Raw genomic sequence first — 17,540 nt, 5'->3', positions numbered from 1 at the left:
TTGGCGGAGCCGCCTAGGGAGCGGAGTTCACCACGGATGTCCGCACCGACGTCCAGGACACGACGGTTCCTGCAAGGGCATCAGGTTAATCCCGCTGCAGGACGGCCCTTTCCCCGATTACCAGACCCGAGGCGGGATCGATGATGATTTCCTGCCGGGACCCTCCATCCGGGGAGGGGATGCCGATGGCGATGCCCGTTCTGCCGTCAACTGTGGCCTGTTTGTCCAGGACGGTGATGCCGGTGATGAGCGCGGCGGCTTTGTACAGGGCAGCGCGCAGGTCGGCAGGGACGACTCCGGTGCGCAGGCCGTCCGCGATCGCCACGAATGCCTCCATTTCTGGAGACTTCCCGGAGCCCTTCGTCCGTTCGTAGATGATGTCCAGCAGAGCCCGTGGATCCCTGGGCAGGCTGTCCGCGTCCTTGAGGGGCGTGCCAATAATGACGGTTGGCTCATTCCCGTAGAAGGCACCTCCGGGGGCACGCTGAATCCCGACCGGCAGGGGCGTCCCTTCCGGCTGCGGTGATGCTGCACGCCGTTGCTTTAACTCGGTTGCCAGAGCCTTGGCGGCTTCACTGGAGGACTCCAGGGGGACACGCTCTTCACGGTTCCACACCCATTCGCCCTCACGGTCTGCCGGAACATAGACCTGGCCGCCGGTCGTTTCCTGCCAGTTCACATCACTTCCGTCCGCGGCTTGCGCGCCTGACCCGGTGAGCTCCGTTGTCTCGACCTTCAGGTATTGGCCGGGGCCTACCATCGGGTCGGAGGTTTGGATGGTTGCTGCAGCGGCGTTGTTCAGCACCTGTGCGGCTTCTGCAGTTGCTCCCGGACGGTTGGGCAGGACGACATCAGCGGCCACGATGACGCCCACCAGAAAAGCTGCGGCTGCTGAGGCCATGACCACGCGGCGCCGGAACCGGATTGGACTGACCGTGGCGTTGGCATGTGCTGTCGTTGCCCCAGAGACCAAAGCCGGGCTGATCTTCGCCATGACTTCTTCACGGCCTCGGGCCAGCGTGGCCTGCGGTGCGGAGCCGATGTCGCTACGCATTTCGCGGAGCAGCTGCAAGTCGTCCATGATCGTTCTCCGTTTCGTCAAGTATTTCGAGGTTGAGCTGGGTTCGCAGAGTCCGGCGCGCCCGGTTCAAGCGGGACCTCACAGTTCCCACGGGAACCTCCATGGCCAGGGCGACGCCTTCGTAGGTCAGGTCTGCCCAGGCGTAGAGCAGTAGTGTTTCGCGATCGATGGCAGCCAGGCTCTTGAGCGTGCGGGCGATGCGCCCGGTGGTCGCAAGTGGCGTCCACTTGAGCGGCGATCCGGTCCGAATCGTCACCCGCGGCTTCCCGTGAAGCAGCTTTTGGCGGCGTACCTATAGATGGCTGACGCGTGTCCATGGCCATTGCAGCTGGGGCCCCGTCGGGGGGAATCTAGGGTTATCCGCAGTTTTGAGCATTGGAGTGGTCCTCGTGCCTGAACGTCACATCACGGTGCAACGTCGAATGTCTGCGTCCCCGGGTTCCGTATGGGCCCTGTACGCCGACTTCCCCAATCTCGCCAGCCATTGGAGCGGCCTCAGGGCCACGAGAGCCATCGGTGACCAGACCAGCGGCGTGGGCGCTCGGCGCCGCGTCGAACTGAAGCCGATGGGCAGCATGGATGAAACCGTCACCACTTGGGAGGAGGGCCGCAGGATCGACACACAGAATCAGCCGAGCGTGTCGGTGCCGTTCAAGCAGGCCGAGTCCACGCTCACACTCGAGCCCGACGGCGAAGGGACAATGGCCACCTTCGACTACCGATATGTACCCCGGGGTGGCCCTATCGGCCGATTCACCGGCCCTTTGATCGACAAGATGCTGACGGCGACCTTCACCGACATGCTGGCCGCCACCGAGGAGGCCGCCTCGCGAACGGGTAGCGGGCGATGAACCTCTTCAGGACTGGAGCGATGCGCTATCGCCAGGTGCCCGGAGCTTTGCTGATGGGAGCATCCAGCAGGGTTCGCATTGGGATGGCCCCGTCAGCCCTGGTGACGGGTCGTGTCTGCAATGCTGTTCAGCATGACGATTGCTTGGGAATGGCGCGGAGCGCTTACGAACGAAGAAATCAATCAGCTGCACGCTGAGGGCTTCGGCCACGCATACGTTGAGGACGACTGGATTGACCGGCTCTCCCGCCTCAGCCTGGGGTGGGTCACAGCCCGCGACGATCAAGGGCTGGTCGGCTTCGTCAACGTGATCTGGGACGGCGACGCGCACGCCTTCATCGAAGACACTTTGGTAGCACACAGGGCGCGCCGTCAGGGCGTCGGCAAAAGACTCCTCGCCGTTGCCACGGAGCAAGCCCGGGAGGCGGGCTGCGAATGGATCCATGTCGACTTCGACGATCACCTGAAGAGTTTCTACTTCGACGCGTGCGGGTTCCGGCCCACCAATGCTGGTCTGATCCAGCTGCGCTAGCAGCGCCGGCCGGGGCTCCGCCTGACGGGCACCCTAGCTTCTGAAATTCATACCATCAGTATGCTTAGCATCTGGCCTCAATCGGGTTTACGATGAACTAGTGAGCCGCGGGCGGATCGCCGGCGGCACCAACCGGAGGGAGTATGACCGTGGGTCTGGATGACAAGATTCAAAATGCTGCCGAGAAGCTCGGCGGTAAGGGCAAGGAAGCTGCCGGAGAGGCCAAGAATGATCCGGGCCTGAAGGCCGAAGGTCAGGCCGACCAAACCAAAGCGGACCTGAAGCAGGCCGGCGAAAAGGTCAAGGACGCCTTTAAGGAATAGGTCGGCAGCAAAGGAAGGGTGCCACCCTAACGCGGCTTGCACCCTTCCTTACTGTCCGGCCCCAAGGGCGGCAACCGGATTGATGACCCGGGACGATTGGCCCTATTTGAGGCTGGCAGTTTGGTGCTAAGAATGCAGCAGGTATCCGGAGCAAGAGATCCGGCTATTGATAGGAAGTCCAGTGGATCCGACGACCGCTGCAGGGTATGCCCTCATGTATATGGCGGCAATCGCCGTGATCGTCGTCCTCTTACTGCCGGTCCTTGTCACGTTTTTCCTGCTCCTGCTTGTGGCCGGAGCAATTCAGATTGTGGTTTTCCTGGTGAAAGTCGCGACGGCCGCCTTGATCCGGGGCGTCGTCGGGCTCTTCAAAAATCCGGGCGACCCTCGCAGGCCCGGGAGCCACCACGGCGGGCTGGTGCCGCATTGACGGGCAGCTCATCGAGACGGTGAGGCCTAGCCAGCGACCGACCAGCCTTCCTGGTACTCCGGATGCCAGCTGTACACCGAGGCCAGGCACATCAGCACGTAATCACTGGTCCCGCCCATCTGCGAGGGTATGTCGGTAACCAGCGGCACGTTCTCCAGAATCTTCCGCTTGGCGGCGCACTCGGCCAGCACCCGGGCCGCCGTGAACGGCAAAACCTCGAGGCGGGTCCCGATCGCCTGATGGCCCGGCCCGACCTCCACCAGTTCCTCCGCGGCTGCCTCGTCCTCGGCTATCCGAGCTTCCAGGAATGCGATGATGTCGGCCATGCCCCCATTCTTCAATGCGCGCACAATTTCCAGGAAACCCGTCCGTCTGCCGATACGGTCCAGCGGACGACGACGGGACCTCCCGCCGTCGTCCGCTTGCGTCGGGCGCCTGCTTGCGTTAACTGCACTTGCGGTCCGGATAATCACTGTCCGTTCGCCATCCGGCACGCTTTGGAAAGGGCTATTGTCACACTGGCAGGTAGTGGAATAGTCTTCGGCCAACCGGACTTTCGGCCGCATCAGGCGGCGCCTGGAACGGCGCTGCCGTCAGGGGCCACGCCCCGTACATATAAGACGCCCAGTCACCGCACTGGCCGACAATGCGGAACACAGGACGCCACGCTTCCATTCAAGGGAGAACCTGATGTTAGGCACCAGAACCTGCCTCGCCGCCGCTCTTGCCGCCATGCTCGTGACCACAGCCAGCCCCGCGCAAGCAGCCCCCGCCACGCTCGTAAGCGCCGGGCCGGGAATCCTCGTCGCCGACGGCGCCGCGGTGGATGTTCCCGTCACCTTCGTGTGCGACACCGACCCCGCCTTGATCATCGCAATACCCGTGGTCCAAGTCACCCAAAGGGTCAGCGACGGACGGATCGCCGGCGGCGGCGGAAACGATCAGCTCAGCTGCACCAAGCAGGCCCAAACCGTCACCATACGGGTGGTTCCAAACATGATGGCGTTCAACGAAGGCGCCGCCGCGGCTTCGGTCTACCTGCAAACCTGCAGTGCGCAATTCCAGTGCACCACGGTCATCAACAACACGGAAATAACACTCGCCAAACCAGCCGGCGTCGGGTGACCAATCGAGCTCGGAAGAGGATCTGGAAATGCCCAACGACCCTACGGACATGGTCAGCGTCCGGTACATGGTGGACGACGTCGAGGCGGCCATCGACTTCTACACAAAGCACCTCGGGTTCACCCTCAGGATGAGCGCCGCACCGGCGTTCGCCGATGTCGCCCGCGGCCAGCTGCGGCTTCTGCTGAGCGGGCCAACCAGCTCGGCGGGCCGGCCAATGCCGGACGGCGCGGTGCCGTCACCGGGAGGATGGAACCGCATCCACCTCATCGTGGGCGATATCGCGGCCGAGGTGGACCGGCTGCGTGCCGCCGGCGTCACGTTCCGGAACACCATTGTCACCGGTCCGGGCGGTCAGCAGATCCTGCTGGAAGATCCGGCCGGCAACGTGGTCGAGCTGTTCCAGCCCGCTCCTTCTTAGCGGAGCCTGGCGGATAGCGCGCAACCGCAGATCGGACGACGGCGGGACGTTCCGCCGTCGTCCGCTTGCCGTTTACTCCCGCTCCCCCAGCCGACTTACCCGTCGAGAAACCGCAGCAGGAACGGGACCGTGGCGTGCATCGTCCGGAGGTCCCCGCCGCAGGCGGCCTGCTCGCCGAGGTAGTCACCGTGGCCGCCGGGAACGATGAGCAGGCGGGCGCCCGGGATGAGACTTGCCATCCGCGCGGCATACCCGGCGGTGACAACGTCCCGGTCGGCGCTCACCACAAGCGTTGGTGCCGTGATGGTGCCCAGCTCGCCGTCGGACCATCCGGGGAAGTCCAGGATGCGCTGCCTGTCCAGCTCGAAAAGCCGCTCCAGGTGGCCGGGTTCAGGGTTGAGGAGGCGGTCGGCGTCCTTGTAGGTGTCCGGCATGTTGTCCAGGGTGGCCTTCGCCATGCCGTCCCAGAACTCGTCCGGCACGGCATCGCGGCTCACAAAGGTGGAGGCCACAATGAGGCGCCGGACAATGGAGGGGCGCCCGAGTGCCAGCGCGACGGCGGTGTGGCCGCCGGCGCTGAAGCCCAGCACATCCACGGCTTCCACGTTGAGCTGGTCCAAAACAGCGAGGATGTCGCCGGCGGAGTTCTCGGCGGTGAGGGGGCGGCTGGTCGGCTGAGTACGGCCGTGCCCCTCCTCTTCAACGGCAATTACATGGCGCTGTTCGGCCAGCAGCGGGATGAGTTCGGCGAAGTTGGTGCCGATGGTGGAGCCGCCGCCGGGGATCAGCAGCAGCGGCGGCTTGCCGGGCACCTCCCGGCCGTGGACCTCGTAGTACATGCGAAGGCCGTTGTTGTCCGCGAAGCCGTGGGTGAAAGTCACACGGCATCCTAACCCCGGGCGCTTTCCGACGAAAAGGGACTCAGCCCTGTTCCCTGGCCCGTCACGTGGTTGCGGCGTCTGCCAGCCCCAGTCTGATCAGGCGCAGTTCGTCCTCCACGGCACGGGAAGGCCAGTGGTTCTTCACCAGCCCGCGTGCCCGGTTCTGGTCTGCTTCCGGGAAAAGCCTGCCGAGCAGCCCGGCCGCCTGGAGCAGCGCGATCAGTGCTGTGGTCCTGGCACCGGGCTGCGGGGCTGCTGCCGGTGCGGCATTTGAAGGCGGGGCACCTGCCGGCGTGGCGTTTGAAGGCTGGGTACCTGCCGGCCTAAGGCCGAGTGCGGTTTGGATCGTTTGCAGGAGCGCCGCTTCCGGTCCGTGGTCCTTCTCCGGGTAGCGCGTGGACTTGAACAGACCAAGGTGTTTTTCGCCGACATGCTCCACGACGCCCAGCGCCACCATCCGTTCGTACACACGGTGCACCTCGCCACGGCCCTCCAACATGGACACCCACCGCTTGGGAGTGTGGTGCCGCGACTTATCCCGGATCAGTTCCAGCTCGTGCTGGAACTCCGATTCCGGGGCTTCTCCGATGGCCCGGACATGCTTGCCCCGAACCGAGATCGCGCCGAGCAGGTCCAGCTCGGCCAGGATTGCCCCTGCAAGCGTGGTCCTCAGGACGTACGCCGGCAGTTCGGGTTCGCCATCCGTGTCATTCGTTGCCAGCAGGAGGAAAGCCTGGGGAAGGCTCAGCTCCTCGGCCTTCGGTATCGCAGCGTTCATACCCTTTATGGTGGACCCGTTGGGCAGCGGCCACAACGGGCGCTTAGGTGGCGGCTTCAGCCTCCGCCAGCCTGATCATGCGCAATTCGTCCGTCACCGCACGGGACGGCCAGTGGTCCTTCACCAGTTGCCTAACCCGGTTCTGATCTGCTGCCGGGAATAGCCTGTCGAGCAGGCCTGCGGCCTGAAGCAGGGCGATCAGTGCCGTGGTCCTGGAATCGGACAGCGAACCGCCGAGCGCGGCGTGGATCTTCTGCAGGATGGCCGCTTCCGGGGCGTGGTCCTTCTCCGGATACCGCGTGGCCCCGAACAGACCGAGGTGTTTTTCGCCGACGTGCTCCAAGATGCCCAGCGACACCATCCCCTCGTAGACACGGTGCAGTTCGGCGCGGCTCTCCAGCATCGAGACCCACCGCTTGGGAGTGTGGGGCCGCGACTTGTCCCGGATGAGGTCCAGTTGGTGTTGGAAATCCGGTTGCGGGGCGTTGCCGGTAGCCCGGAGGTGCTTCCCCTGCAGTCCGATTGCACCGCGGAGATGCAGCTCAGCCAGTATTGCCCCAGCCAGGGCGGCCTTGAGCACAACTACCGGCAGTTCAGCTTCGCCGTTCTTGTCGTTCGTCGCCAGGAGGAGGAGCGCTTGGGGAAGGCTCAGCTCCTCGGCCTTCGGTGTTTCAGCGTTCATACGATCATGGTGGCCCAGTTGGGCAGCCACCACAACGGCGATTCTCAGGATCGGACGACGGCGGGACGTCCCGCCGTCCGGCCGTGCAATATGCGATCAGCCAATTAGTACCCTCATTCGCGGACCGAACAACCATCGGCATAACCGACAAAGGATAAATATCCACGCGGTCTTTTCACCCCAACTGGGTGCGCAATTCACATCGAGGCTATTGTTCCCAATTCAGGCAGCTGGTTTATTAGGCCGCGAGCCGTGAGTTGAAAAGCTGCTCGGCAAGGCGGATTAGATGACGGGGGGCGTCCAATTCCTCACCGCCTCTTCCATGGCCAAGGAAAACCGCCGTCCCATTGAAGGCGTCCTCGATATGGACGCCCGCTTCGCGAATGAGCACTTCGGCCCTGGCGTTCAGTGGCAGGCGGTTTCCCGCGTCATTCAGGTAGGCATGCCAGTCCGTACCCGTGATGGATTCGATGTTTCCCGCAACCAGTTTCTGGAGTGCCGCCATGTCCGTGTTCACGGTCTCGATGCGCACCGGCTGGATGATGCGGGCCGGGACGATCAGGGCGTTGTAGGTGGTGTTCATGGCGAAACGTCAGCGCTGGTTTTTGCGCGGCTTTACGAACTGAATTTCACTAGATTCGTTTTTGGCCTTTTTGTCGGCTCTTTTTTCGAGAATAGATTTTCCCGATTTTTTGGCGCTGATGGCCCTGGGCGATTTTCCTGACAATGGAATCACACCTTTCTGTGCTTTGTACCTACCCGATACCATACACAGTTATATTTTTTATGCCAGTTTCCCGAAAAGCACCACAAACAGGCGGAGACGGACGACGGCGGCACGTCCCGCCGTCGTCGCCCTACGTTTTAGCGGGGCGCTTTGGCCGCGATGAATTGGCCGCTGGCGACTTGGCGCCTGGTCAGGAAGGGCCAGAGAGGGAATCGATGAGTTTGAGCCCCCGCTTGGCCCAATCGATTTCCGTATCTGCGCGGGCTATCAGCCCCTCATAGGTGAAGATTTTGTATTCGATGGTGCGCCGGCGGTCCGCCTCGGGGGTTGCGGCCAATCGCTTGTTCAACATCTCGTTGGTACCAGCGCGCAGTCCCTCGATCATGTCCTGCCATTGACCGCGCCTCATCGTGTGATAGTCGATGTGAGCCCGCATCTGTTCCTTGGCCGTGCTCGGTTCAGTCCATTCAAGGTAAGCGGCTTTCAGGTGGACTGGATCACGCTCGCGGGAATACTCCAGCGGCGCGTTCATCCAGTCCCGGAACGCAGCCGTGCCCTCCGCCGTGATCCTGTACTGCGTTTTCTTGCCGCGCGGGCCCCATGAAACTTCCTCGGCCTGCAGCAATCCGTCAGCTGCCATCTTCCGCAGCTCCGGATAGATCTGCGAATTCGGGGCGTGCCACACAAAAGCCACAGAGGACTCAAAACGCTTGGCCAAGTCATAGCCGGTCATCGGCTCTACCGAAAGCAGCGCCAGGATCGCGAAGCGGAGACTCATAAAGCAGTTCCTTCCCTACTCTTGTCAATAACTATATCCATAGATAGTGTGTGACCCAAGCCACCATCTATCGACATAGATAGTTGGGAGCATTCAAGCGAATCGTCACGCACCTGGAACGCAGCGTCCGTGGAGACGCTGCCCAGCCACCGAAAGAGGTCAAAGATGACTGTGCTTCAGTCCAGCAGTTCCACCACCAACAAGGTCCTCGGCCACCCGCTGAACGCCTGGTACGTCGCGGCTTGGGACCACGAAGTGACACGCAAGCCCATGGCCCGCCGGATCGCCAACCGGCCGCTGGCCCTTTACCGGACAGAGGACGGTAGGGCCGTCGCCCTGGCCGACGCCTGCTGGCACCGGCTGGCACCTCTTTCCATGGGCAAGGTGGTGGGCCGGGACGAGATCCAGTGCCCGTATCACGGCATCCGCTACAACTCGGCGGGCCGGTGCACCTCGATGCCGGCGCAGGAGAGCATCAACCCGTCAGCCACAGTGCCGTCTTTCCCTGTGGTGGAGCGCTACCGGTTCGTGTGGATTTGGCTGGGCGATCCCACCAAGGCGGACCCGGAACTTGTCCCGGACATGTATCAAATGGACAGCCCGGACTGGGCCGGTGACGGCGAGACGATCTACGCCCCATGCAACTACCAGTTAGTGCTGGACAACCTGATGGACCTTACGCACGAGGAATTTGTTCACTCCTCCAGCATCGGACAGGAAGAACTGAGCGAATCGGACTTCGTCGTAACACACGAGGGCCAGACCGTTACTGTGTCCCGCTGGATGCTCAACATCGATGCCCCGCCGTTCTGGCTCAAGAACCTGAGGGACAAGTTCCCCGGATTCGAAGGCAAGGTCGATCGCTGGCAGATCATTCGCTTCGAAGCGCCCTCCACCATTCGCATCGACGTGGGCGTCGCCAAGGCCGGCACCGGCGCCCCGGACGGCGACCGCAGCCAAGGCGTCAACGGTTATGTCATGAACACCATCAGCCCGGAAACCGACAAGAGCTGCCACTACTTCTGGGCCTTCATGCGCAACTATTGCCTTGATAGCCAGCTGATCACCACTCAGCTGCGCAACGGTGTCCACGGCGTGTTTGGCGAGGACGAGGCCATGCTGACGGCCCAGCAGGAAGCCATCGATGCCAATCCCGACTACCAGTTCTACAGCCTGAATATCGACGCCGGCGGCATGTGGGTCCGCCGGCTGATCGAGCGGATGCTCGAGGCAGAGGGCCGCCTCGCGGCGGTTCTCTGAGCGGCCACGGATACATAGGAATAGACAATGGCAGCAACCAACAACGAAGTCTGGCAGTCGGCAACGGTCGCGGCAGTCATTGACGTGGCCGCAGGCATCCGGCGGATTGAACTGAAGCCATCCATGCCGAAGCCGGCCGAGCCAGGATCACACATCGACCTAATGGTCACGATCAACGGCGAGCAGGAGAAGCGGTCCTACTCGGTAGTCGAATCCATCGACGGCGGCGCGACCCTGGCCGTCAGCGTGTTCAAGGCCCCCGTCTCACGAGGCGGCTCCGTCTTCATGCACACACTTGAGCCGGGCGATGCGCTGCGCATCACCCAGCCGCTGCAGAACTTCCCGCTGCGGATCGGGGCCGAGCGCTATGTCCTGCTGGCAGGTGGCATCGGCATCACAGCGATCATGAACATGGCCGGGGTGCTTCGCAATGTCAAGGCCGACTACACCCTGATCTATGCCGGCCGGACCCGGCCTGCCATGGCATACCTGAATGAGCTTCAGGAGCTGCATGGGGACAGGCTGCAGGTCCATGCCGATGACGAAGGCAGCACCTTGGACGTGAACAGCCTGGTCGATTGCGTGGACCTGGAGGCCGAACTGTACATGTGCGGACCCATCCGGCTCATGGACGCCGTGCGCCGTACCTGGGCGGAACGCGAACTGGCGCCGCCCAATCTGCGCTACGAAACTTTCGGAAACTCCGGCTGGTACGACCCGGAGGAGTTCGTCGTCCGTATTCCGCGGCTAGGTGTGGAAGCCAAGGTCGGGCAGGGCCGCTCCATGCTCGAGGCACTCGAGGATGCCGGGGTCGACATGATGTTCGACTGCCGCAAGGGCGAGTGCGGCCTGTGCGAGGTGCGCATCCTGGATCTGAAGGGCGCCGTGGATCACCGCGACGTTTTCTACAGCAAACGTCAGCAGCACGCAGCCGAGAAGATGTGTTGCTGCGTCTCCCGGGCCGTAACCTCGGCCTCCGGATCCCGTGCCGACGCCGACCCGTCGGGCTCCCCGGCGGTCCTCACCATAGACGTGTCCTGAACACGCCTGCTTGACCCCCAAGGGACTGCCGAAATCTGCGGCAGCCCACAAAAAGGATTAGCTCCCCAGGGAGCTCCTGAGCCTTCAAGGAACACACCATGGATCTACGGGAACGCATTGCCACGTCCAAAATGTCCCCCTATCAATGGGCGATCATCGGAATGTGCGTGCTGCTGAATGCCTTGGACGGGTTTGATGTCCTGGCAATGGCCTTCACAGCCAACGGCGTCACCAAGGAATTTGGCCTCACCGGCTCCGAATTGGGCCTCCTGCTCAGTGCGGGCCTGATCGGAATGGCCATCGGGTCCCTCTGCCTCGCACCACTGGCCGACATCATCGGACGCAGGCCAATGATTCTTGCCTCGGTCGGCACCGCAGCAGTCGGCATGCTGTTGTCTGCCACCGCCGGCAACATGGTGCAGCTGGGAATGTGGCGCTTGCTGACAGGGCTTGGTGTCGGCTGCATCCTGGCTTGCACCAACGTCATCGCCAGCGAATACTCCTCCACGCTGCGCCGAGGACTGAGCATCAGCATCTACACTGCCGGCTACAGCATCGGAGCGACCCTCGGGGGCGCCGCAGCCGTGTATCTCCAAAGCCAATCAGGCTGGCGGGCCGTCTTCATATTCGGCGGCATCAGCACCCTCAGCGTCCTGGTGCTGCTGCTGTTCCTGCTGCCCGAATCAGTTGACTTCCTCGTTACCAAGAGGCCCCGCAACGTCCTGGACCGCCTCAACCGGATCGCACGCAAAACGGGGCATCCCGAGGTCACCTCGATTGAGGCCGACGATGCTTCTGCGAAGCACAAAACCAACCCCATTTCCGATTTGTTGTCCGCTTCCAACCGGCGCTCCACGCTCCTGATCTGGGTCGCGTTCTTCACCATGATGTTCGGTTTCTACTTTGTCAACAGCTGGACGCCACGGCTGCTCGTGACCGCAGGCATGAGTGAAAGCCAAGGTATTACGGGAGGGCTAATGCTGACGCTGGGCGGAATCTTCGGTGCGGTGCTCTACGGTGTCCTGTCTGCCAAATGGAACAGCAAGATTGTCCTCATGGGCTTCACCGTACTGTCCGCAATCATGATGGTCGTTTTCATTTCCTCAGCCTCCGTATTCATGCTCGCCTTCGCTGCAGGGATCCTTGTTGGCGTGCTCATCAACGGCTGCATCGCCGGCCTCTACACTCTCGCCCCTTCCCTTTACTCCACCTCGGTCCGCAGCACGGGGGTCGGATGGGGGATCGGGATCGGACGGATTGGAGCCATAATCGCTCCCATCATGACCGGGGCACTTCTCGATGCGTCCTGGTCAGCCGTTCAGCTCTACTTGGCTGTCGGCGCGGTGGTGCTCGTAAGCGCCGCTGCTGTTGGAATGATCCGGTCCAAAGACTCGAACCAAAACGACGCGCCTGCGGAGGACCGGGAAGTCGTAGGAGCCTGACCTTTCCATGGGTGACGGCCGGGGCCTGAACCGGACGACGGCGGGACATCCCGCCGTCGTCCGCCTGCGTTGGACGCCGATCGCCTGGGCGCCGAGCCGCCGTCAGAACCGAGCCGCCGTCAGAACCGCGCCGGTGTCAGCGGGAACTCTGCAGGGGTGTCTGCGAGCGACGCGCCAGGGTGCGGTGGATTCCCGTGTGGTCGAGGGCGCCGTCGCCGTGGGCCACCATGTCGTCGAACAACTCCGTCACGGTGCTACTCAACGGCAGTTCAAGGCCGTCTGCGGTAGCCGTATCCAGGATGAACCTGAGGTCTTTGAGCTGATTCCGGGCGCTGCCGCCGCCGGCGAAGTCGTTGCTGATCCATCGGTAACCTTTCTGCCGGAGGACAGCGGAATCGGCCAGCCCGCCTTGCAGCAGCTCAAGCATGACGGCCAGGTCGAGGCCCCCGCTGCCGGCCAGGAGCATGGCTTCGGAAACTGCGGTCACGGTGGCCGCGACAACGATCTGGTTGCAGGCCTTGGCGAGTGCCCCCGAGCCGCTCGGGCCCATGTACCGGACCGTGGTGCCCATGGCGCCGAACACTGGCTCCATGGATCGCGCCGTGTCTTCATCGCCGCCGACCATGATGCTGAGGGTGCCGTTCTCCGCGCCGACGGTGCCGCCGCTGACCGGTGCATCAAGGACGGTGACCCCGTGCTCGCGGAGCAAACGTTCCGCGAAGGCCGCAACGGCGACCGGCGAAACCGTCCCGTGAACCACCAGGACGGGACGGGTGATCCCCTTTGCCGCCCAACCGGACAGCAAACCGTCCTGGCCCGGCAGGAGTGATTCCACCTGGTCCAGATCGGGCAGGACCGTGAGAACGACGTCGGACGCGGCGTCGGACGGTGATGTTGCGGCGCGCGCACCGAGGGCAACCAGGGGTTCCGCTTTCGCGGGCGTCCGGTTCCAGACGGTGATGCCGCCGCAGAAGTCCAGAAGCCGGCGGCCCATGGGCCCGCCCATCGGGCCGAGTCCCAAAAGGGCGAGCGAGGGTCGCGTGGTTTCCGTCATTGTCAGGTCCTTTGGTTTGAGGCGGCTGCCGGCTGCGCAGCGTTCTTCAAGCGATCAGGCGCAAGCGCGCTTCGCGTGAGTGGAACGAAAGTGGAACCGGTACACTTTTTGTACCATGCGGGCTGGCCGCGTGTAAATCACTGTTCTGCGGATGCGGCGCCGCGGCAGCAGCAAGCGGGAACCTCGGAGATGGTTACGCGCGCGGCTTCGGCCGCGCGACACTTGACCGTTCGACGAGTTCGGCGTCGACGCGAATGACCGTCGGTTTTCCGGAAGTCTTGCCGTTTGCGTTGGACAGGGCCAGCTGCACGGAATGCCGGGCCAGCAGGTCAATGGGCTGCCGGACAATCGTCAGCGGTGGAGTCATGAGCTCGGTCCAGGGCGAGTCCTCGAAGACGATCACCGACAGGTCGTCAGGAATCGAAACCCCGGCATGCGCAAGCCGCCGGAGGACGGCCGTCACCTGGGCGGTGTTGGCCACCACGAGGGCAGTGGGCGGATCCTCCAGGTTGAGCAGGGCAGTCATGGCATCGCCGCCGGCGGCTCCGCGGAAGGCCGCGGAGCGGATGAGGAGGTCGTCCTGTTCCAGTCCGGCCGCAGCAAGGGCTTCACGGTAGCCGGCGATCCTGTCCCGCCCCGTTGTCGATGACGCGGGGCCGGAGATGATCGCGATGCGGCGGTGCCCGTGCGCCGCCAACAGGGCCGTTGCCGACCGCGCCGACTCGGTGTTGTTGATGGTCACCACGTCGACAGCCGGCAGCGAGGGGATCGAACGGTCAACAAAGACCACATCCGTCCCGATGTCCTGGAGCTTTTTCCAGATCTCCAGGTTGTTCCCTGTGGGAGTGGCAATGATCCCGCTGACCCGGCGCTCAATGAGCGTGGAGAGACGCTCCGATTCCAGCTGGTCGTCCTCCTGCGTGGTCATCAGAAGCACCTGGATCCCGCGCGAGTGCGCCTCCTGGACAACCTGGTCCGCTAGGCGGGCGAAGAAGGGATTGGAGACGTCGGCCAGGAGCAAGCCCAAGGTGGTGGGCGGCCCGTGCTTCAGCTCCCTCGCTGCTGTGCGCGGGTGGTAACCAAGGGTTTGCATTACATCGTTCACGCGGCCCCGGGTCGCCGCCGCGACGGGGCCGGAGCCAGGATTGAGGACCCGGGAGACGACGGCGACGGACACCCCCGCAGCCGCGGCAACATCGCGGATGGTCGGCTGCTTCTGCACGTGTACTCCTCAATCGGCTACTGCGGCTCCCCGGAACCTCCGGCAGGAACTTTTTCAGACTAGGGTATTGACCTCGCCGAGCAGGTATGACATAAAAGTGTAACCGGTTCCATTATGTTTACTTCGGAGCCGGATGTCTACCGCAGCACCGCCCGGGATTGAGGCAGCAACACCCCAGCCACCCACCTGAGCGTCCCTTCACCGCAACGCTGCGGCGGACCCGATGCTTTCCGGCGGCCATCCATACGGGATGGAGCCGCACCCTTTGAAAGGTAGTTATGAACCTGCACAAACTTCTCACCGAACGCGAGGCCGAAGGCGCCCCGATCCGCGTGGGGCTGATCGGCGCCGGACGGTTCGGCACGATGTACCTGGCCCAGGCCCGCAACATCCCCGGCATCCACGTCGTGGCCATCGCCGACATCAACGCCGAACGTGCCAAGGGCGCACTGAAGCTGGTCGAGTGGCCCGAGGAAGCCTTCGTGGAGGACATCGAGACTGCCATTGCCACGAGGGCCACCACCGTGGTGACCGATGCGTCCGTCCTGTTCGACGCCGACCTGGACGTCATCGTCGAGGCCACCGGCAACCCGATCGTCGGCATCAACCACGCCCTGCGCGCCATCGAAACCGGCAAACACATCATCATGGTCACCGTCGAGGCAGACGCCCTCGCCGGCCCGGCCCTGGCCAAGCGGGCCAAGGAAGCCGGCGTCGTCTACTCCCTGGCCTACGGTGACCAGCCGGCGCTGATCTGGGAACTCGTCGACTGGGCCCGCACGTCCGGCTTTGATGTGGTCTGCGCAGGCAAGGGCGCCAAGTACCTGTCCCACTACCACCAGATGAACCCGGACAACGTCTGGGAGAACTGGGAATTCTCCAAGGAACTGACGGACTCCGGCCAGCTCAACCCCTACATGCACACTTCCTTCCGTGACGGAACCAAAGCCGCCATTGAGATGGCTGCAGTGGCCAACGCGGCAGGCCTGCGCCCGTCCGATGAAGGACTGACGTTCACCCCCGGCGACGTGGAACAGATCGCCACGATCTGCCGCCCCGCCGCAGACGGCGGCGTGCTCAGCAACGCCGGAAGCGTCGACGTCATGTCCAGCGTGACCCGGGAAGGCGACTGGATCCCCCACAACACCCAGGAAGGCGTCTTCGTCGTCGTCAAGGCCACCAACAAGTACGTCTCCGGCTGCTTCCAGGAATACCCCTGGCACCCGGACCCCACCGGCCAGTACGCAGCCCTCTACCGCCCCTACCACTACGTCGGACTGGAGCTCAACGTCTCCATCGCCAACGCCGTGCTTCGCGGTGTGGCCACCGGCGCGCCGGAAGGCTTCCACGCCGACGTCGTCGCCTGTGCCAAGAAGGACCTGCACGCCGGGGAAATCCTCGACGGCGAGGGCGGCTTCACCGTCTGGGGCAAACTGATCTCCGCCGAAAAGTCGGTAAGGGACCGCGCCCTGCCTGTCGCCATGGCCCACCACGTCAAGCTCGTCAACGACGTGCCCGAGGGCGGCATCGTCGGCTGGGACGACGTCGAAATCGACACCTCCCTCGAAGAAGCCCTGAAGCTGCGGCGCGAGACGGAGGCTCTCGCCCTCGACGTGGTGCCCGCGACATGATCGACCGGCGCACTTTCCTGGGAGCAGCGGCAGCGAGCATGCTGCTGGCCGGCTGCGGGGCCAGCCCGGGAATCGACCCGAACCGGGCCGCATCGGCCGGGGGCACCTTGAAGTTTGGCAGCTGGCAGTGGCTCGAGCCGGGCCGCGGCGAGGCCATGTGGCAGGCGATCCAGGCCTACAAGGAAGCCAACCCGTCCGCGAGCCTGGCCCAAAGCACCACACCGTTCCTTTCCTTCGCGGACAAGCTCAACACCGAACTCGGCGGCAAGGGCGGGCCTGACGTCTTCGTGGTTCAGGACGTCAACTTCTACCCGCTGGCCGATGCCGGCATCCTGGCCCCGCTCACGTCGGTCATCTCCTCGCACAAGGGCAGGCCGTTCAATCACACGAACGAGTCCGGCCTGGTCAACGGGGTGCAGTACGGGATCACCTGGGAGCGGCTGAACTGGAACTTCTTCTGGAACCGCAGCATCCTGGAGAAGGCCAACGTCACCCCGCCGGGAAACGTCGCGGAACTGATCGCAGCGGCTGCCCAGATCCGTTCCGCCACCGGACTGGACGGGTTCGGTGTCCGCCACCAGATGACGGAATTCGACTCCTGGTTCATGGACTTCGATGTGTGGACCTACGGGCACGGCGGATCCTGGTCGGACGGCTCGCACCCCACGATCGACTCCGCGGAGAACATCGCCGGCGTCGAGGCGTTCGGGGAAATCTACCGCTCCGGTGCGATGCCGATCGGTGACGACGCGTCAACGATGCGCACCAAGTTCCGCGAGGGCCGCCTCGGCATGATGATCGACGTCTCCTCCACCGTCGCCGGCATCCTGCGGTCCTCCAAGACGCTGACGTCGGCCGACATCGGATACGCCCAGCGCATTCCGCTCCCCCGGCCGTCCGCGCACCAGGAGATCGTGCTGGCGGTCAACGGTTACAGCAAGAACAAGAACCTGGCCGTCGACTTTGTCGGCTGGGTGGGCTCCGACTCCGGTCAGGCAGCACTCCGTAAGGCCATGGGTCCCTCCACCCTGGCCACCGACGTCGCGCTGGCCCCCGAGTATGCCGCAGCCAACCCGTGGGCGGAATCGTTCATCGACCTGGCGACGAAATCGAGGAGCCCGCTCATCAAGGGTTACGAGGCCCAGACCAAGGCCATCATGCGGGAAGTCATGACGCAGGTGGAACGCTACCTCGTGGACGGCGGCGACGCTGCCAAGGCACTCGCCACCGCACAGATACAAGTAACTCAGCTGCTTGGCTGAGCAGACCTAGGCAAAGGATC

21 protein-coding genes are annotated in these 17,540 nt (G+C 63.7%); 11 read left to right on the top strand and 10 right to left on the bottom strand.

Annotated elements, in window-relative coordinates; translation table 11 throughout:
- Positions 1-85: 85 nt before the first annotated feature.
- Complete coding sequence (locus AB0N24_RS14735; RefSeq protein WP_364125531.1) at positions 86-1,081, bottom strand: CU044_5270 family protein; 996 nt, start codon at positions 1,079-1,081, stop codon at positions 86-88.
- A complete protein-coding gene (locus AB0N24_RS14730; protein WP_364125529.1) occupies positions 1,047-1,337 on the bottom strand; it encodes a sigma factor-like helix-turn-helix DNA-binding protein in 291 nt (96 codons plus the stop codon). Before AB0N24_RS14730 ends, AB0N24_RS14735 begins: the two co-directional genes overlap by 35 nt.
- Positions 1,338-1,470: 133 nt before the next feature.
- Between AB0N24_RS14730 and AB0N24_RS14725 the strand changes: the two genes are divergently transcribed.
- From AB0N24_RS14725 to AB0N24_RS14710, 4 genes are all read left to right on the top strand, one after another.
- Complete coding sequence (locus AB0N24_RS14725) at positions 1,471-1,932, top strand: SRPBCC family protein (protein ID WP_364125526.1); 462 nt, start codon at positions 1,471-1,473, stop codon at positions 1,930-1,932.
- A gap of 132 nt (positions 1,933-2,064) precedes the next feature.
- Positions 2,065-2,463 carry a GNAT family N-acetyltransferase gene (locus AB0N24_RS14720; protein WP_364125523.1) on the top strand — a complete coding sequence of 133 codons (399 nt, stop codon included), beginning with the start codon at positions 2,065-2,067 and terminating at the stop codon, positions 2,461-2,463.
- 149 nt (positions 2,464-2,612) lie between these two features.
- Complete coding sequence (locus AB0N24_RS14715) at positions 2,613-2,786, top strand: CsbD family protein (protein WP_364125700.1); 174 nt, start codon at positions 2,613-2,615, stop codon at positions 2,784-2,786.
- Between the two features lie 181 nt (positions 2,787-2,967).
- Entirely contained in the window at positions 2,968-3,216 is a 249-nt protein-coding gene (locus AB0N24_RS14710; RefSeq protein WP_364125520.1) for a hypothetical protein, read from the top strand.
- Positions 3,217-3,242: 26 nt separating this feature from the next.
- Here the strand turns inward: AB0N24_RS14710 and AB0N24_RS14705 are convergent, their stop codons facing one another.
- Positions 3,243-3,542 carry a DUF6221 family protein gene (locus AB0N24_RS14705; RefSeq protein WP_104174483.1) on the bottom strand — a complete coding sequence of 100 codons (300 nt, stop codon included), beginning with the start codon at positions 3,540-3,542 and terminating at the stop codon, positions 3,243-3,245.
- Positions 3,543-3,906: 364 nt separating this feature from the next.
- Here AB0N24_RS14705 and AB0N24_RS14700 point away from each other — a divergent pair, with 364 nt between their 5' ends.
- Both AB0N24_RS14700 and AB0N24_RS14695 read left to right on the top strand, forming a co-directional pair.
- On the top strand, positions 3,907-4,341 hold the full coding sequence (locus AB0N24_RS14700; protein ID WP_364125517.1) for a hypothetical protein: 435 nt from the start codon (positions 3,907-3,909) through the stop codon (positions 4,339-4,341).
- A 28-nt stretch (positions 4,342-4,369) separates the two neighbouring features.
- Positions 4,370-4,762 carry a VOC family protein gene (locus AB0N24_RS14695; protein WP_364125515.1) on the top strand — a complete coding sequence of 131 codons (393 nt, stop codon included), beginning with the start codon at positions 4,370-4,372 and terminating at the stop codon, positions 4,760-4,762.
- Between the two features lie 95 nt (positions 4,763-4,857).
- Here AB0N24_RS14695 and AB0N24_RS14690 read toward each other — a convergent pair whose 3' ends face one another.
- The 5 genes from AB0N24_RS14690 to AB0N24_RS14670 all read right to left on the bottom strand — a co-directional run bounded on the left by AB0N24_RS14690 (position 4,858) and on the right by AB0N24_RS14670 (position 8,608).
- Positions 4,858-5,643: an alpha/beta hydrolase gene (locus AB0N24_RS14690; protein WP_364125512.1), complete on the bottom strand. Its 786-nt coding sequence runs from the start codon at positions 5,641-5,643 to the stop codon at positions 4,858-4,860.
- A gap of 61 nt (positions 5,644-5,704) precedes the next feature.
- Positions 5,705-6,421 (bottom strand): GPP34 family phosphoprotein, encoded by a 717-nt coding sequence (locus AB0N24_RS14685; protein ID WP_364125510.1) that lies wholly within the window; start codon positions 6,419-6,421, stop codon positions 5,705-5,707.
- 43 nt (positions 6,422-6,464) lie between these two features.
- Positions 6,465-7,103: a GPP34 family phosphoprotein gene (locus AB0N24_RS14680; protein ID WP_364125507.1), complete on the bottom strand. Its 639-nt coding sequence runs from the start codon at positions 7,101-7,103 to the stop codon at positions 6,465-6,467.
- A 238-nt stretch (positions 7,104-7,341) separates the two neighbouring features.
- On the bottom strand, positions 7,342-7,686 hold the full coding sequence (locus AB0N24_RS14675; RefSeq protein WP_364125504.1) for a hypothetical protein: 345 nt from the start codon (positions 7,684-7,686) through the stop codon (positions 7,342-7,344).
- A 334-nt stretch (positions 7,687-8,020) separates the two neighbouring features.
- Positions 8,021-8,608: a PadR family transcriptional regulator gene (locus AB0N24_RS14670; RefSeq protein ID WP_364125501.1), complete on the bottom strand. Its 588-nt coding sequence runs from the start codon at positions 8,606-8,608 to the stop codon at positions 8,021-8,023.
- A gap of 165 nt (positions 8,609-8,773) precedes the next feature.
- On the opposite strand from AB0N24_RS14670, the gene AB0N24_RS14665 reads away from it, so the two are divergent.
- The 3 genes from AB0N24_RS14665 to AB0N24_RS14655 all read left to right on the top strand — a co-directional run bounded on the left by AB0N24_RS14665 (position 8,774) and on the right by AB0N24_RS14655 (position 12,351).
- Entirely contained in the window at positions 8,774-9,868 is a 1,095-nt protein-coding gene (locus AB0N24_RS14665) for an aromatic ring-hydroxylating dioxygenase subunit alpha (RefSeq protein ID WP_364125498.1), read from the top strand.
- A 27-nt stretch (positions 9,869-9,895) separates the two neighbouring features.
- Entirely contained in the window at positions 9,896-10,909 is a 1,014-nt protein-coding gene (locus tag AB0N24_RS14660) for a PDR/VanB family oxidoreductase (protein ID WP_364125496.1), read from the top strand.
- Between the two features lie 98 nt (positions 10,910-11,007).
- Complete coding sequence (locus AB0N24_RS14655; protein WP_364125493.1) at positions 11,008-12,351, top strand: MFS transporter; 1,344 nt, start codon at positions 11,008-11,010, stop codon at positions 12,349-12,351.
- A gap of 136 nt (positions 12,352-12,487) precedes the next feature.
- Here AB0N24_RS14655 and AB0N24_RS14650 read toward each other — a convergent pair whose 3' ends face one another.
- Complete coding sequence (locus tag AB0N24_RS14650) at positions 12,488-13,405, bottom strand: NAD(P)-dependent oxidoreductase (RefSeq protein WP_364125490.1); 918 nt, start codon at positions 13,403-13,405, stop codon at positions 12,488-12,490.
- Between the two features lie 193 nt (positions 13,406-13,598).
- The gene (locus AB0N24_RS14645; RefSeq protein WP_364125487.1) at positions 13,599-14,627 is read right to left on the bottom strand and encodes a substrate-binding domain-containing protein; all 1,029 of its coding nucleotides are present in this window, start codon (positions 14,625-14,627) and stop codon (positions 13,599-13,601) included.
- A gap of 278 nt (positions 14,628-14,905) precedes the next feature.
- Here AB0N24_RS14645 and AB0N24_RS14640 point away from each other — a divergent pair, with 278 nt between their 5' ends.
- On the top strand, positions 14,906-16,258 hold the full coding sequence (locus AB0N24_RS14640) for a Gfo/Idh/MocA family oxidoreductase (RefSeq protein ID WP_364125484.1): 1,353 nt from the start codon (positions 14,906-14,908) through the stop codon (positions 16,256-16,258).
- Complete coding sequence (locus AB0N24_RS14635; protein WP_364125481.1) at positions 16,255-17,520, top strand: extracellular solute-binding protein; 1,266 nt, start codon at positions 16,255-16,257, stop codon at positions 17,518-17,520. The genes AB0N24_RS14640 and AB0N24_RS14635 overlap by 4 nt, the downstream gene beginning before the upstream one ends.
- The last annotated feature ends 20 nt before the right edge of the window (positions 17,521-17,540 follow it).

The organism is Arthrobacter sp. NPDC093128, assembly GCF_040683875.1.
GTDB lineage: Bacteria > Actinomycetota > Actinomycetes > Actinomycetales > Micrococcaceae > Arthrobacter.
The sequence above is the reverse complement of the archived record's forward strand: the minus strand, read 5'-3'. Positions and strand labels throughout refer to the sequence as shown.

What these genes read in the sequence shown, in the direction of transcription:
- AB0N24_RS14735 (WP_364125531.1), bottom strand. Translation starts at nt 1,081, where the DNA reads ATGGACGACTTGCAGCTGCTCCGCGAAATGCGTAGCGACATCGGCTCC.
- AB0N24_RS14720 (WP_364125523.1), top strand. Translation starts at nt 2,065, where the DNA reads ATGACGATTGCTTGGGAATGGCGCGGAGCGCTTACGAACGAAGAAATC.
- AB0N24_RS14705 (WP_104174483.1), bottom strand. Translation starts at nt 3,542, where the DNA reads ATGGCCGACATCATCGCATTCCTGGAAGCTCGGATAGCCGAGGACGAG.
- AB0N24_RS14700 (WP_364125517.1), top strand. Translation starts at nt 3,907, where the DNA reads ATGTTAGGCACCAGAACCTGCCTCGCCGCCGCTCTTGCCGCCATGCTC.
- AB0N24_RS14695 (WP_364125515.1), top strand. Translation starts at nt 4,370, where the DNA reads ATGCCCAACGACCCTACGGACATGGTCAGCGTCCGGTACATGGTGGAC.
- AB0N24_RS14685 (WP_364125510.1), bottom strand. Translation starts at nt 6,421, where the DNA reads ATGAACGCTGCGATACCGAAGGCCGAGGAGCTGAGCCTTCCCCAGGCT.
- AB0N24_RS14680 (WP_364125507.1), bottom strand. Translation starts at nt 7,103, where the DNA reads ATGAACGCTGAAACACCGAAGGCCGAGGAGCTGAGCCTTCCCCAAGCG.
- AB0N24_RS14675 (WP_364125504.1), bottom strand. Translation starts at nt 7,686, where the DNA reads ATGAACACCACCTACAACGCCCTGATCGTCCCGGCCCGCATCATCCAG.
- AB0N24_RS14670 (WP_364125501.1), bottom strand. Translation starts at nt 8,608, where the DNA reads ATGAGTCTCCGCTTCGCGATCCTGGCGCTGCTTTCGGTAGAGCCGATG.
- AB0N24_RS14665 (WP_364125498.1), top strand. Translation starts at nt 8,774, where the DNA reads ATGACTGTGCTTCAGTCCAGCAGTTCCACCACCAACAAGGTCCTCGGC.
- AB0N24_RS14660 (WP_364125496.1), top strand. Translation starts at nt 9,896, where the DNA reads ATGGCAGCAACCAACAACGAAGTCTGGCAGTCGGCAACGGTCGCGGCA.
- AB0N24_RS14655 (WP_364125493.1), top strand. Translation starts at nt 11,008, where the DNA reads ATGGATCTACGGGAACGCATTGCCACGTCCAAAATGTCCCCCTATCAA.
- AB0N24_RS14650 (WP_364125490.1), bottom strand. Translation starts at nt 13,405, where the DNA reads ATGACGGAAACCACGCGACCCTCGCTCGCCCTTTTGGGACTCGGCCCG.
- AB0N24_RS14640 (WP_364125484.1), top strand. Translation starts at nt 14,906, where the DNA reads ATGAACCTGCACAAACTTCTCACCGAACGCGAGGCCGAAGGCGCCCCG.
- AB0N24_RS14635 (WP_364125481.1), top strand. Translation starts at nt 16,255, where the DNA reads ATGATCGACCGGCGCACTTTCCTGGGAGCAGCGGCAGCGAGCATGCTG.